The 15,044-nt window shown below is 57.5% G+C and carries 11 protein-coding genes; 1 reads left to right on the top strand and 10 read right to left on the bottom strand.

Annotated features, from left to right (window positions below):
• Window positions 1-87 precede the first annotated feature (87 nt).
• The 6 genes from QMX86_RS24020 to puuE form a co-directional block, all read right to left on the bottom strand.
• On the bottom strand, window positions 88-1,440 hold the full coding sequence (locus tag QMX86_RS24020) for a nucleobase:cation symporter-2 family protein (RefSeq protein ID WP_039763799.1): 1,353 nt from the start codon (window positions 1,438-1,440) through the stop codon (window positions 88-90).
• A 168-nt stretch (window positions 1,441-1,608) separates the two neighbouring features.
• Window positions 1,609-2,922, bottom strand: coding sequence for a urate hydroxylase PuuD (locus QMX86_RS24015; RefSeq protein WP_282384512.1), 1,314 nt, complete (start codon window positions 2,920-2,922; stop codon window positions 1,609-1,611).
• Between the two features lie 51 nt (window positions 2,923-2,973).
• Window positions 2,974-3,477 carry an ureidoglycolate lyase gene (locus QMX86_RS24010; RefSeq protein WP_016773758.1) on the bottom strand — a complete coding sequence of 168 codons (504 nt, stop codon included), beginning with the start codon at window positions 3,475-3,477 and terminating at the stop codon, window positions 2,974-2,976.
• 141 nt (window positions 3,478-3,618) lie between these two features.
• On the bottom strand, window positions 3,619-4,614 hold the full coding sequence (alc, locus tag QMX86_RS24005) for an allantoicase (protein ID WP_016773759.1): 996 nt from the start codon (window positions 4,612-4,614) through the stop codon (window positions 3,619-3,621).
• 87 nt (window positions 4,615-4,701) lie between these two features.
• Window positions 4,702-5,217, bottom strand: coding sequence for a 2-oxo-4-hydroxy-4-carboxy-5-ureidoimidazoline decarboxylase (gene uraD, locus QMX86_RS24000; protein WP_016773760.1), 516 nt, complete (start codon window positions 5,215-5,217; stop codon window positions 4,702-4,704).
• Window positions 5,214-6,140, bottom strand: a complete 927-nt coding sequence (gene puuE, locus QMX86_RS23995) for an allantoinase PuuE (RefSeq protein WP_024012213.1) — start codon at window positions 6,138-6,140, stop codon at window positions 5,214-5,216. The genes uraD and puuE overlap by 4 nt, the downstream gene beginning before the upstream one ends.
• A 420-nt stretch (window positions 6,141-6,560) precedes the next feature.
• Between puuE and uraH the strand changes: the two genes are divergently transcribed.
• A complete protein-coding gene (uraH, locus tag QMX86_RS23990; RefSeq protein ID WP_041479332.1) occupies window positions 6,561-6,914 on the top strand; it encodes a hydroxyisourate hydrolase in 354 nt (117 codons plus the stop codon).
• Window positions 6,915-7,041: 127 nt separating this feature from the next.
• Here uraH and QMX86_RS23985 read toward each other — a convergent pair whose 3' ends face one another.
• The 4 genes from QMX86_RS23985 to QMX86_RS23970 form a co-directional block, all read right to left on the bottom strand.
• Window positions 7,042-8,895, bottom strand: coding sequence for a hypothetical protein (locus QMX86_RS23985; RefSeq protein WP_282384511.1), 1,854 nt, complete (start codon window positions 8,893-8,895; stop codon window positions 7,042-7,044).
• Between the two features lie 95 nt (window positions 8,896-8,990).
• On the bottom strand, window positions 8,991-12,515 hold the full coding sequence (locus tag QMX86_RS23980) for a calcium-binding protein (protein ID WP_282384510.1): 3,525 nt from the start codon (window positions 12,513-12,515) through the stop codon (window positions 8,991-8,993).
• Between the two features lie 196 nt (window positions 12,516-12,711).
• Window positions 12,712-13,341 carry a LysE family translocator gene (locus QMX86_RS23975; RefSeq protein WP_016773765.1) on the bottom strand — a complete coding sequence of 210 codons (630 nt, stop codon included), beginning with the start codon at window positions 13,339-13,341 and terminating at the stop codon, window positions 12,712-12,714.
• An 85-nt stretch (window positions 13,342-13,426) separates the two neighbouring features.
• The gene (locus tag QMX86_RS23970; RefSeq protein WP_024012217.1) at window positions 13,427-14,776 is read right to left on the bottom strand and encodes an NCS2 family permease; all 1,350 of its coding nucleotides are present in this window, start codon (window positions 14,774-14,776) and stop codon (window positions 13,427-13,429) included.
• Window positions 14,777-15,044 lie beyond the last annotated feature (268 nt).

Here is a 15,044-nt window from a genome sequence, read left to right as displayed (position 1 = left end):
AAGCAGTTGTGTCAGTCGCCATCAATGTTGAATGACACAGTGCTTTCGCGAGCAGGCTCGCTCCCACAGGTGGTGTGGTGGTTTCAATCAGTGCGCATGGCAATCATTGATCGCCGCACGCTCTTTGCCGCCGAGGATGTTGAACAGCAGGTTCAGCGTCAGGGCGCTGAGGGTGGCCATGGCGATGCCGCTGTGGGTGATCGGGCTCATCCACAGCGGCAGGTGGGCGAAGAATTCCGGACGTACCACCGGGATCAGGCCCATACCGATGCTCACCGCGACCAGCAGCTGATTGCGGCGGTCACCGATGTCCGCCTCCTGGAGGATCTTGATGCCAGTCGCGGCGACCATGCCGAACATCGCAATCGCCGCGCCGCCCAGCACCGCCGGTGGAATCGATGCCACCAGAAACGCCGCTTTCGGCAACAGGCTGAGGACGATCAGCAGACCGCCGGCAACGATGGTCACCGAGCGGCAGCGCACACCGGTCATCTGCACCAGGCCGATGTTCTGCGCGAACGAGGAGTGAGTGAAGGTGTTGAAGAAACCGGCGAAAAACGACGCGCCGGCATCGCACAACAAGCCACGACGGAGCATGCGTGGGCAGACTTCCTGGCCGGTGATCTTGCCCAGCGCGAGGAACATCCCGGTGGACTCGACGAAGATGATCACCACCACCAGGCACATCGACAGAATCGGTGCCAGCTCGAATTTCGGCATGCCGAAATGCAGCGGGGTGACGAACTGAATCCACGGTGCGCTGGCCATGCCGCTGAGGTCGACCATGCCGATCACGCCGCACAGTACGTAGCCCAGGCACATGCCGATCAGCACCGAAATATTGACCCAGAAACCGCGCATGAAGCGATGAACCAACAGGATGGTGGCCAGCACCAGCGCAGCGATGGCCAGATAAATCGGCGAACCGAATTGCGCGGCGTCGACCCCGCCACCGGCCCAGTTCACGGCCACGGGGAACAGCGATAAACCGATCGAGGTGATGACCGTGCCGGTCACCAGTGGCGGGAAGAAACGCACGACCTTGGACATGAACGGCGCGATCAGCATGCCGAAGAAACCGGCAGCGATGGTTGCACCAAAGATCCCTTGCAGGCCGATACCGGGCATGCCGGCCATGGCCACCATGCTGCCGACCGCAGCGAAACTGGCACCCATCATCACCGGCATGCGAATGCCCATCGGGCCGATGCCGAGCGACTGCACGATAGTGGCGATGCCGGCGACGAGCAGGTCGGCGTTGATCAGGAAGGCGATTTCTTCACGACTCAGGCCAGCGGCCTGTCCGATGATCAGCGGCACCGCGATGGCACCGCCGTACATCAGCAGAACATGTTGCAGACCGACCAGGATCAGTTGCAAAAGGGGCAAACGCTGAATGGCGGGTGCGTCGGGGATGCGCGCTTTGGACAGCTCGGACATGCAACACCTCGGATCTTTTTTATTCTTGTGATTAACAGCTGCCGGGTTGCTTGCAGCTGTTTCTTTGCATCAGGCAGACCGCGCAGCGGCCATTCGCGGGCAAGCCCGCTCCCACACAGGCTATGCAAAACCCTGTGGGAGCTGGCTTGCCAGCGATGCTTTTAACGATTAATTGGTCTGCGCTCCCTGGGCAATCCAGGCACCGATCAGGTCACGCTCCTGCTGGGTCATCTGGGTGATGTTGCCCAGTGGCATGATCTGCGTGGTGATGGCTTGCGCCTGAATGCGCGCGGCGTTCTGGCGGATCTGCTCTGGGGTGTCGAACATCACACCGGCCGGGGCTGCGCTGAACAACGGGCTGGTCGGCTTGGACGAGTGGCACACCGTGCAACGCTCTTGAATCACGTTGTGCACTTTGTCGAAACCGGGGCCGGCATTCGAGGCATGCGCGGGTGCCGCCGCAGGGGCTGCGGGTGCCGCAGGTTGCGCCGCTTCGGCCGGTTTCGCGCCACCGCCCAGTGCCGTCTCCGGCAGAGGTTGGTACTCGATTTTCGCCGGTGCCTTGGCCACTTCAGGTGCAGTCGACATCGGCGTCGGACCAGTGACGTAGGCCAGGCAGATCATGCCCACCGCTGCCACCGGCAGGGTCCAGGCAAACTTGTGGCTGTCGTGACGGGTGTTGAAGTAGTGACGCACCAATACCGCCAACACCGCGATCCCGGCGAGGATCAACCAGTTGTACTGGCTGCCGTAAGTGCTCGGGAAGTGGTTGCTGATCATGATGAACAGCACTGGCAGGGTGAAGTAGTTGTTGTGACGCGAACGCAGCAGACCCTTGGCCGGCAGGGCCGGATCAGGCGTACGGTTCTCGGCGATCGCCGCGACCAGTGCCCGTTGCGCCGGCATGATGATGCGGAACACGTTGCCGACCATGATGGTGCCGATGATCGCGCCGACGTGCAGGTACGCACCACGACCGCTGAACACTTTGCTGAAGCCATAGGCGGCGGCAATGATCAGCACGAACAGGATGAATCCGAGCAGGGCGGGTTTCTTGCCCAGGGCCGAATCGCAGAGGAAGTCGTAGACGAACCAGCCGACGATCAGCGAGCCGATACCGATGGCCACGCCTTCAGGACCGCTGAGGCCACTGCCGGGTGCCACGAGGTAGAGCACGGGATTTGAGTAGAACACCACGCACAGCAGCGCGATCCCCGACATCCAGGTGAAGTAGGCTTCCCACTTGAACCAGTGCAGGTTGTCCGGCATGGACGGTGGGGCCAGTTTGTATTTTTCCAGGTGGTAGATGCCGCCGCCGTGGATCGCCCACAGATCACCGGCCAGACCGGTTTTCGGGTTGACGCGGTTGAGGTTGTTCTCCAGCCAGACGAAGTAGAACGACGCGCCGATCCAGGCCACGCCAGTGATCATGTGAACCCAGCGCACGCTCAGGTTCAGCCATTCCAACAGATGTGCTTCCACAGTCTTTACCTCTCGCCTGTCACTCTTGTTGTCGAGTGATCAGACCTTCTCTTATTGGTGGGGGGCGAGGATCAACCGCTCATCCTCTTTGAAAAAATGCTCATCGCAGTTATTGCCTGTGCCACTGCGATCAACCACCAGGAAGTCATCCCGCTTTTCGATCGTCAGCACCGGGTGGTGCCAGACGCCGCGATGGTAATTGATGCCCTGCCTGCCGTTGGTGACGAAGGCGCGGACCAAGCCTGATACAGGTTCATCGCCAACTGGCGCGACCACGATCAGAAAGGGGTTGCCGAGCAGCGGAATGAAAGCCTGGCTGCCCAGCGGATGGCGTTCCAGCATGCAAACGGTCAGCGGCATGTCCTGCGCGTCGGCGCGGAAAATGCTGATGATTGCGTTGTCCTCAGGCGTCGCGGTTTCGACCGTCGCCAGTTTGTGGAAGCGCATGGTCGAACCGTTGTTGATCATGAAGTGATCGCTGCCGTCGGTTTCGATCACGTCACCGAAAGGGGCGAAGGCTTCTTTGGTCAGCGGTTCAATCGTCAATGTGCGCATGCTGTTCTTCTTTTCGTTGAGTGATCGTTCCCACGCTCTGCGTGGGAGTGCAGCCCGTGACGCTCCGCGTCACATCCAAAGCGGACGCAGAGCGTCCAGTGATGCATTCCCACGCAGAGCGTGGGAACGATCATTGCAGTGTTATTTAGCGACCTTGCCCAATACACGCAGGCGACTCACGCCACCATCCGGGAACACGTTCAGGCGGATGTGGGTGATCGGGCCGAGTGCCTTGATCTGCTCGACGAAGGTGTGTTCGGCGTGCATTTCCAGCTTCTGGCTTGGCAGCAGTTCGCGCCAGAACAGCGACTGGGTTTCGATCTGGCTGTCGGTGCCGCCCTTGACGAACGCGCCCTGGATCGAGCAAGTGTCCGGGTAGTTGCCTTTGAAGTGCAGGGTGTCGACGACGATCTTCTCGATCTCGCCCGGATGACCCAGGGCGACGATCACCCAGTCATTGCCCGGTGTGCGACGACGCGCGGTTTCCCAGCCGTCGCCCATGTTGATGCCACGGCCCGGGTTGAGGATGTTGCTCATGCGGCCGAAGTGTTCGTCGGAGCAGGCGAGGGCGCGGCCACCGTTGAGGGCTGCTGCCAAGTCCACTTGCTCGTTGTCGCCCACAGCGGACCAGTCGCGGAACGGAATGCCGTATACGCGCAGACGGGCAACACCACCGTCCGGGTAGATGTTGAAGCGCAGGTGGCTGAACGCTTTGTCGTTGCTGATTTCATGGTAGTGGTGGCTGTTGCCCTGCAGCTCGACGGCCGACAGCACTTCGGTCCACTGGGTGTTTTCATCCGGCTCGCCCGAGGCCAGGAAGCACGCTTCCAGCGAGGCCGATGGCGGGTAGTTGCCGGTGAAGAATGAAGTGTCGATGTCCACGCCTTTGATTGAGCCCGGTACGCCCAGACGGATCACCGCGCTGTCGAAACCTTCGAAGCGCTTGCGGCGCGACTCCCAGCCGTCCATCCACTTGCCGTTGTCATCGAACACGCCCTCCTTCCATACGGCCGGGGTCGGTTGGAACAGACGATTGGCGTCTGCGAACCAGTCATCGGTGACCGAAATGATCTTGGTGCCCAAACGGGCGTCGGCCAGGTTGACGTATTTTTCGAAAGGTACGGCGTAAGCTTTCATTCTTCTTGTCTGCCTTTGATAAGTTGGCTGGGGATGCTCGCAGGGCCCTGGGCGTTTGCGCGTTCATTCACGCTCGGGCCAGGCTTGCTAAAGAGTCAGTAAACGGAACAGGGCAATCTTGTTGATCTCCGCCAGCGCGCATTTGAACTCGGCTTCCACCGAATTGTTGATGCGCGTTTCGAACGCCGCGAGGATCTGATGCCGGTTGCTGCCTTTTACCGCCATGATGAAGGGAAACTTGAACTTGGCTTTGTAGGCGTCGTTCAGCTCGGTGAAGCGCTGGAACTCTTCGGCCGTGCATTGGTGAATACCGGCGCCAGCCTGTTCATTGGTGCTGGCTTCGGTCAGTTGGCCCTGGACGGCAGCTTTGCCGGCCAGGTCCGGGTGAGCGTTGATCAGGGCCAGCTGGCTGGCATGATCGGCGCTCAACAGGATATCGCTCATGCGCTGGTGCAGGGTTTCGATCTCGTCGATCGAAGCGTCCGCACCGAGGTCGTAGGCCTTTTCGGCCACCCATGGCGAATGTTCGTAGATGTCGGCGAAGGCTTTGACGAAAGCGTCGCGGCTCAGGGTCGACGGTTGCAGGGTTTGAAAGCGGCTCATTTTGCAGTCCCTTGGTACGGGTGGGTTTCTTGCCAGTGACGCGCGATGTCGACGCGACGGCTGAACCACACCTGTTCATGACTTTTGGCATATTCGATAAAGCGCTTGAGTGAAGCGAGGCGACCAGGACGGCCGATCAGGCGGCAGTGCAGACCGATCGAAAGCATTTTCGGCGCTTCGGCACCTTCGGCGTAAAGCACGTCGAACGCGTCTTTGAGGTATTCGAAGAAATCGTCACCCTTGTTGAAACCCTGCACTTGCGTGAAGCGCATGTCGTTGGTGTCGAGGGTGTAGGGGATCACCAGATGCGGCTTGCCGGTCGGGTTGTTCGGTTCCCAGTAGGGCAGGTCGTCGTCGTAGGTGTCGCAGTCGTAGAGGAAACCGCCTTCTTCCATCACCAGTCGACGGGTGTTCGGCCCGGTGCGACCAGTGTACCAGCCCAGCGGACGTTCGCCGGTCAGTTCGGTGAGGATGCGGATCGCTTCGAGCATGTGCTCGCGTTCCTGCGCTTCATCCATGTACTGATAGTCGATCCAGCGGTAGCCGTGGCTGCAGATCTCGTGGCCGGCTTCGACCATCGCCCGGATCACATCCGGGTGACGCTGGGCGGCCATGGCCACGGCGAAGATGGTCAGCGGAATATCGAATTCCTTGAACAGCTTCAGAATCCGCCAGACGCCGGCACGGCTGCCATACTCGTAAAGCGATTCCATGCTCATGTTGCGAGCGCCTTGCAGCGGCTGAGCGGCGACCATTTCGGAGAGGAAGGCTTCGGATTCCTTGTCGCCGTGCAGAATGTTGCGCTCGCCACCTTCTTCGTAATTGAGTACGAAGGACAGGGCGATCCGGGCATTTCCCGGCCAGTGTGGGTGAGGAGGGTTACTGCCGTAACCGATCAGGTCGCGTGGGTAGTCAGCGCTCACTGCAGTCTTCCTTCTTGTACGTTGACAGATTGGTGTGGCGGCCTGGCAGGCTGGCGTCACAGCGATGGGCTGATTGTATACAAGTTTATTTACATTTTGTAAGCCTGAATTTTCGCATTTTTCACCGGCCGTCATCTTTTACCGTTGACGGTTACAGCCTGCAAGAAACCTGCCTGACCAGTCAGCTAATGAATAGAAGGTGCAATGATCAGGCGCTTTGCCTGCAGATTGGCGATAAAGGCCCGGATGGCGGGGGGGAAGCGAAAAATGTCGTTTTTATTGTGTACAATTTTTTTGAAAAGTGTCTTAATCAGTCGCTCGCCGCAGTGTTTCGTGCTCCGAAACGGTGCGGTCTCCTTTTCAACTGACTTCGGGAGGCGCGAAGTCTGACTGCTTGTAGCGGCCAGGCGCGCAGAATCAATGGGACGTTTGACAACACACGTTTTGGACGCTGCACACGGTTGCCCGGGCAGCTCGATCAAGGTCGAGCTGTACCGCGTTGAAGGGTCGCACCTGGAATTGGTCGCCAGTGCGACAACCAACAGCGATGGCCGGGTCGATGCGCCGTTGCTGCAAGGCGACGATTATCGCACCGGGGTTTATCAGGTGCAGTTCCATGCCGGCGATTACTACCGCGCCCGTGGCGTACAACTGCCCGAGCCGGCGTTTCTCGATGTCGTCGTACTGCGTTTCGGCATTTCCGCCGAGCAGGAGCACTATCACGTGCCCCTGCTGATTTCGCCTTACAGCTATTCCACGTATCGGGGCAGTTGACCCCCAAGCAGCTGCCCCCACCGGGAAGCGACTGCGCATATAGCTTCTTTGGTCTTTCGCCCGCTCACACTGCGGGCTTTTTTTATGCGTGTTTACGGCGCAACTGCCGGCGCAGTCGAGTCTCGGCTCAGCGCTCGCGAATAATGAACACCGAGTCTGGCGTGGACGCGACCTTCAATACGCCTCCTATCAGCCATACCACTTTGTTCTGCTCCGCTGCATCGGTCAGTGCCTTGAAGGCGTCCTGACCGATTCTGGCGGGCAAGCTCGGTTCTGTCAGTTCGTTGCCAGGAACGTGAGTCAGGCCGGCTTGACTGATTGCCCCCAGTTTCAAAAAGAAGATTTGATCGTGACCGGCTCGTTTGAATACCAGCGTCGGCATTCTGTGTTCATAGGTCAGTGGAAACAGCTCGTAACCACAGCCGACCAGCAACGCGCCGAGCAATCGCCGCAGATTCAGATCTGATGGATAGGTCTTGTAATGATTCCAGGCGGAGGAGAAGTGCTGTGGATCAAAGGTCAGGCGTTGCAATTCGCTGTCGGTCTGGGAAGGCATCGGGATAAGCCGCTTGCCCCCCAGATCGATGTCCGGCGCTATGGCGAGCATATTCAGCGGGTCGGCAAAATCAGGTGCTGTGGAAAACGGCAGTTGCTTCCATTGATGCAAGACGGCCTGAACGTTGATCAGGCCGGTGCCGGTAATCGTCGGGGAATGATCGGCGAGTTCGAATAACCTGCGGGCAACGGCTGTCGTTGTCGCTTGCGAAAAATCAGGGAACGCGCGAGCGACGGACGTTGTTATCGGCTCTTCGAAAAAGCGTTTGCCCGGATGGACTTCACCTGGATCGCTGCCGATTCGAAACGTCGCCACCGGCTGTTGCTCGGGGGCGTTTTTCAGCATGTTCTCGAAAGCGTCGAAACCGCTCGGGAAAAACTCGGGATGACATACGAAATACACGGTGGGCGCCGTATTCGAGCCAACCGGAACGATTGGATAATGCAGCCAGCCAAGCTGTACCGATTCGGTGTGCGCAGGTTTGTTCAGATGCCCCCAGGGAAGCCAGAAATACGGCGTCTGGTCGTTGTCAGAGGACGGCTTGGCTGTCGACGCGGTTAGCGTCTCTGCGGCTTCGGCAAGTCGGGGACGCTTGCTCGGGCCAGGTGCTGCCTGGTCGGTCTGTTCGCCTGGCTGGCTGGATTGGGCTGGCGTTTGCGATGGCTTCGCCCCTGGCGGTTTTTGTCGCCAGAAAACAGTGCCGGGGATTTGCTCGAAGAAAACGTCGGGTGCATTGCTCGTCGAGGCAAACGCTTGTTGGTATTCGCCATCCTTGTTTTTGCGCACCATGACCGTGCCGTCCACCGTCGTTACGAAGGTCTGCCTGAGTCTGTTGTATCGAAGGCCCTCCGTTGCCAGCTCAGGCTTGCTCAGCGTCATGGCGTCGGCCGGCGAGATGTATGAGGGCAGGTTGGGGGTGGCGGATGCAGGCCGGTTGGATAGCCTCTCGGGCCGCCGGATCTGCCAAGTCGTCTGACCCTCGAGGCGGGTCAGGGGCAGGCCGGGCACACCGGGTGCGAAGGTCAGAGGCACATGATAATTGCCTTGCCCGTCCTGCTCGACGACGAACTGGCCTTCATTAGCGATCTGAGCGTACGTGCGCTGATCCGGTCCGGTGAACAAACCTTCGTTCTGCGCCACGGGTACCAGTTCGTGGAAACGCTCTTGCGGCCAGGCGATTGCGTTACGAGTAGCGCTGAAGTTTTCCGTTGCATCCGGCAAGGCGTGAACAGTAACCGTGGGCAGTGTGCTGGCTGCGGCAGATGTGCTTGCCGCTTGACTGACGGCCGGTGAATCGATGCCCAGAAGCAGGGCGTCAGGCATGTCCAGGCCCATACGGCTGACGAGAGGCGGTGAGCCGGAATGTCCAGCATCGGGGGCATTGGGTGGTTTTACTGCAGGGACTTTCTTGGGTGACTTGGCCATGGGGAATGCTCGGTAAAAGAGCGCGCAGACGCGTGCAAGTGCCGCGTAGACAGCAACGCTCGAAAAAATGGGTTTATTGACGAACGACCGGCGAATTACGCGGGAGGCACTTTCATCACAGAAACGGGGCCGAAAATGTTGGTTTGGTGGTTGCAGCGATTCACCACCTTTAAAGCAGACTTTTCGATGCGGGATTTGTCGGCACGCAATACCCAGCCATGCGCGGCAAAGTTATAGCCCACGCGCGCGGTCTGGTCGTTAAGGCAGATAATGTTCCAGACTTTGACTTCGTCATTGGCCAATGCGGCAAGAGCTTGCGGGAGTGCTTTTGAGGCGTCGGGCTCTTCGAAAAAACGTGCATCGAGACCATCCAGATAGACACGGTCAAAGACCAGATCGACCGTATGTACAACTCCACCGGTGGCAATAACGCGGATCTGGTCTATCAAATCCTCGCTTTCATAGACAGGCAGATAAAAAGTGGTAGTGCCGATGGAAAGCCGGTTTTCTTCGAGTTTTATATCGACCTCGCCGAGCTGCGTTGCATCAAGTTCCCAGGTGGATGAGTAGGGAAGCCGCTCTTTGGCATTGGCGAGCGCGCCAGGAGTCGAGAGTCTGATAGTCATGTCAGGCAGTACGTGGATGAGATAACTCGCACCCACTCCTTCATAGGCGTCCATGCTGGTTTGCACGGCCAGTGGTATCGGCATTGCGCAACTCCTCGTAGTGCCAAGCGAGTAACCCGCTTTCTCAGGCAGCGCATAAAAGCACTGTCGAGAACGACCCGTGAGTGGCACTTTCATCTGGGTTACCCAATGCCTCGAGACCGAGAAGTCAGTAAAGGCTGGCGGGATGTCGGTTTCCGCTGTAAGACCAGCGTTTGCAACGACACCGTCCTTGAAAATCAACACATAACGGCCGAACGGTCGCACGGCCATGGTTCGCAGGATCTTGATGATATTGTCGTGATCGTCTTCGCTACGCGCAGCCGAGTAATAATTCAGCTTGATGGTCTTCGCGCCGAAGTGATAGACGAGATGGCAGCCGACAGTCAGTCGATATGACTTGGGTTTGTCGGAGAAAAAATGCGCCTCGGCTTTTGTCAGCTCATCACTGGTGAAGTCCAGATATATCCGGGTTATGACATCCGGACGTAAAACCGCGTAGAAAGTGTTGGCCTTGCCGGTTCTCGGTACGTAATAGCTCGCTTCCTTGCGGTGTCGGATCCAGCATTCCGGCGCATAAATAATGATCGGTGTTACCGGTTTGCCACGTTTGACGAAAATTTCCGGTATATCGGCGGTGTGGCCATCCGGGATTGTTTCAGGCAGGTCAAGTCTGAAATGGCAATCATCACTGGTTATGAAAATCAGATTTTTGTTGCTCAGCTTTCTTGTGCCTTCGTTTTTCTTGTAAACGTCATGAATGGTCAATACGTTTTTGGGATTGTCATGAGTTTCGAAGCCTGAGCGGATGACCAGGTCATTGCCCTCGATAGCCCAGGACTCAATCAGGTCCTTGCGCCAATTCATGACGATATAACTGGTCTGTTCACCATCATCGATAATGGAAAAACGACCAGCCACATGCGCAATGTAATATTGATCCGCACCGGCGCCTCCCGACGCTTTTGCTTTTTCGTGGGAGAGGAATATCTGATCGTCTCCGGCGCCAGCTTCAATGATGTCGCTGCCCCGTGATTTGATGACGTTGTTTTGCGCAGTGCCGGTTACAACGCTTGCTGCGCGATGGACTGTTTCAATATTTTCGATACTGTCCAGCAAACTGTGCAGGATGGATATCTTGTTATTCTCGGCATCGACATCGCTGGTGATGATCTGCAATGTTCCGGCCAGCAAATCTATGTCATAGCCAGTTCTGTTCGTATCACGAGAGGAGTAATTGCCGCCAAGTACCAGTGTGTCATTTCCTGCGCCGCCGCTCAGCGTTGAATATTCTGCAACATGGCTGTCCTTTTCGAGGAAAGCGGCTGCGTTCTCAAACAGGAACTGGTCATTGCCTTCACCGCCCGACAGTTGTTTTTTTCCTGACTTGTAATAGAACGTGTTGGGTTTTTTTTCTACACCTTTGATCGAGTCGTTACCCTCGCTGAGAAACCACAGAATGTTTTTGCCCTCTGCCGCAACTCCCAGTTCCGCGCCGGGTGTATCTTTTGTAACCCCTGCGCTTGCATCAATGATGTCATCGGTGCCTACCACTTCAGGGACATTGACCGACTCCCACGCATCCTGTTTGGTCCACCAGTTTCGTTTCCAGACCCGCGTCGGTTTCAGGCGTACATCAAACTTGCCATTGACGATGGCTTCGGTGCTCTCTTTCAAGGGGCCATCGAGTAGCGTTCTCGCGGTCTTTTTTAACTGCAATGAGTGTTGAAGTAGTGTTTTGGCCTTGATATAGCGGTTTTGAACGCTTTCGTCGACGTCCATCATGCAGAACGAAAACCATCCGCTACGCCACCGCTCATCAACGGTTAATTCGATGTAGTCATCTATGTCGTCAACGATACGTACCGCACCGTAGACCTGCGAGCCAATGGCGAGAATCGCGCCGGCTGCAAGCCCGACGGGGCCGGCAAGCGAGAAACCGGCCATCGCGGCAGTGCCGAGAATGACGGTCATGGCTGCACTGGTAATGCTCAGGCCAGCGCTGACGTAATGATCCATAGCCTCTTTGCCGGTGGCATTCTCAGCGGCGTTTATGGATCTCACGGCGGTAAAGATGTCGAAGGGCAGCGTCAGCATGCCGCCGACCAGACCGCCCGATCGACCCAGTCTGAGGGCGAAGCGTGTTCGGGCGAAGTCCCGGTAAGCATTCTGTCCGGCTGTGAGCATCTGTGTGGCTATTTTACTGACCGTGACATCGGCCGCGATGGAGGCCAGCTCCGACGCAATGCCCGCGCTGTTTATCGCTACTTCAGCACGGTTATCGGCTTTGATCGCATCGATTACGCCACGAATCCCCATGAAAATGCCGAAACCCTGGATGCCCAGGCTGGAGCCCAGCGTCGCGTAGCTTTTGGTCAATGCCGCCCAGCGGGGATGATGTTTGGGGACGTGCACGTGTTGTAGATCAAGCGACTGTGCTGCGCTCAGAAGTTTTACCAGTTTGTCGCGGTAATTGCCGGCTACCTTTTCATTGGCATTGTTTTCCCTCAAGAGCTGAGGGGCGCCAAGCGGGCGCTGGCTGGCCATTTCAAACAGGAGCGTGGGTAACAAGTAGCCATCGCTGCCTGTTGAAGTTTTCAGAAAGTGTTCAACTTTATTGGCGTCGAACTGCAAGCTATTGATAAAAGAAAGTTTGGGGCGGCGAAAGAAGCTGTTCTGGCCATTCAATGGCTGACCGTCAATTGTTGCGCCTAGTCCGTCGAGCGCTGTACGAGTAATCGAAATATCGCCAATCTCCAAAGGGCCGAACACTTCGTCCACCATTTGCAACTGACTCGATTTTCCACTGGTTTGGCCATGGTCGATGGTTGAAGGCTTGTATTCGTTGGATTCATAGCCCAAATCCATAACTATGACGGTATCGGAAACAGGTTGCGTGTCCGCATGTATTGCAGGGTCGGTTTGTGCTATTGCTTCGCGTATAAGTGTGGCCATTAGAACTTCCTTGTTCCGGCAATTGTTGTTAAGGCCAAGGATATTACGTTGGCCGTTCGAGACCTGTATATCGAAGGGTTGTTGCTATCTATTGCATATCAGGGACTTGATGTTGCTCACACTTAATTGATTCATGAACAACATGATCCTGCCCGAGATCCATTCCGGCAGGATAATCAATAGTGGCGCTTTTCAGTCAGTGGCTGCCAAGCAACGACGCCGCGCCAGCACCACCAAACAGTCCGGCACTCACCCGATTGAACCAACTCTGGCCTTTGCCGCTGCGCAAATAACGTGCGGCACCATTGGCACCCAGACCGTAAGCCAGTTTGCAGCACAGATCGAGCACTACCCAGGTCGCAATCATGATCAGTAACTGCGGCAGAAACGGTTGGTCTGCGCGGAGGAACTGTGGCAGAAACGCGGCGAAAAACAGGATGTCCTTAGGGTTGCTCGCACCCAGTACAAAAGCGCGTCCGAACAATGTGCGAAAACGCGGCACCGGTGCGGCTTCGGGTACTTCGGCACCCGTCGATGGCTGACGCGACTGTTGCCAGCTCTGCCAGGCGAGATAAAAAAGGTACAGCGCACCGATGATTTTCAGCGCGCTGAACAACTGTTCCGAGGCCAGCAACAGAGCGCCAAGCCCCAGTGCCGAAGCGCTGAGCAGGCAGATCGAGGCGATCACGCCACCCAGGAACGCGGGGTACGACCTGCGTAAACCGTAATTCAGACTGTTGCTGATCATCAGCAATGACAGTGGCCCCGGGATCAGGATCACCACCAGTGCAGCGCCACTGAACAGCAGCCAGGTTTCCAGACTCATCGTTTTGCTCCTTTGTTGTTATCGAGATGTGCAAAAGCCCCACCGGTGAGGGTGAGGCTGGTTTGAAGCCTGAACCGCGCAGCGCTTACAGGAAGATGAACTTGGCGATGAAGATCGCGCAGAGCACCCACAGGCTGACGGAAATTTCCTTGTACTTGCCGGTGCCGGCCTTCAACGCGACGTAAGTAATAAAGCCCAGCGCGATGCCGTCGGCGACGGAGAAGGTCAGCGGCATCATGATCGCCGTGACAATCGCCGGAATGGCGTCGGTAGCCTCGTCCCATTCGATGTGGGCCATGCCGCCCATCATCAGCATCGCCACGTAAATCAGGGCACCTGCTGTGGCATAAGCGGGAATCATGCCAGCCAGCGGTGCGAAAAACATGGCCGCTATAAATAGCACACCCACGGTGACGGCGGTAAGACCAGTCCGACCACCAGCGGCTACGCCGGCGGCGCTTTCCACGTAACTTGTCACTGGGGGCACGCCAACCACGGCGCCGAATACGCTAGAGGCGCTATCTGCCTTCATGGCTCGGGAAAGGTTCTCGATGCGACCGTCAGCGGCGACAAGGTTGGCGCGCTGGGCCACGCCCATCAGCGTGCCGGCGGTGTCGAACATGTGCACGAAGAGGAAGGCCAGTACTACGCTGATCATGCTGACGTTGAACACGCCGGCGACGTTCATTGCCATCCAGGTCGGCGCCAGGCTCGGCGGCGCGGACATGATGCCCTCGTAGTGGACCAGACCCAGGCCCCAACCGGCGAGGGTGACGGTGATGATGCTGATCAGAATCGCACCGAACACGCGGTGGTAACTGAGGATCGCGATCATCAGGAAGCAGATCGCGGCGAGCAACGGGCCGGGTTCGCGCAGCGAGCCAAGTTTGATCAGGGTGGCCGGGCTGTCGACGACGATGCCGGCAGTCTTCAGCCCGATCAGGCCCAGGAACAGACCAACACCGGCGCCCATCGCAAAACGTAAACTGACCGGAATACTGTTGAGCAGCCACTCGCGAATCCGCGAAAAGGTCAGGAACATGAACAGCACGCCCGAGACAAACACCGCGCCGAGGGCGGTTTCCCAGTTGTAGCCCATGGTGCCGACCACGGTGTAGGTGAAGAAAGCATTGAGGCCCATGCCCGGCGCCAGGCCGACCGGCCAGTTGGCGTAGAGCCCCATCAACAGGCAGCCGAGCGCGGCGGCGATGCAGGTGGCGACGAAGGCTGCACCGTGATCGATCCCGGCATCGGCCATGATGTTCGGGTTGACGAAAATGATGTAAGCCATGGTGATGAAGGTTGTCAGACCGGCAATCAGCTCGGTCTTCACCGTGGTGCCATGCAAGCTGAGTTTGAACAGACGCTCCAGCAGGCCATTGCGTAATGGCGGCGTGAGCTCGAGCGGCGGTGCTTCGGATTTGCGGCTTTCCACAGCGAGTACTCCTCAAGAGTTTTATTGTTATTTCCAGGGCCGGACCCATGAGGGGTGGCAGCGGCCCTTTGAGGCATACGCGAATTTGTTGACCGTGTAGTCAGGAACTCGCACGCAGTGGATTATGCTTTTGTGTACAAATAAAGCAAATATTGTTTTGGTTTTTGTCGCCGATTTTTTTGCTGATAGGGATATATGCCCATCCAGGATGGCTTCGCGAGCAGGCTCGCTCCCACCTTTGTAAAGCGTTCCCATGTGGGAGCGAGAC

Source organism: Pseudomonas sp. PS01270 (genome assembly GCF_029959775.1).
Taxonomy (GTDB): domain Bacteria; phylum Pseudomonadota; class Gammaproteobacteria; order Pseudomonadales; family Pseudomonadaceae; genus Aquipseudomonas; species Aquipseudomonas atacamensis.
Note: the sequence above shows the minus strand (reverse complement) of the source record. Positions and strands in the feature narration are given on the sequence as shown.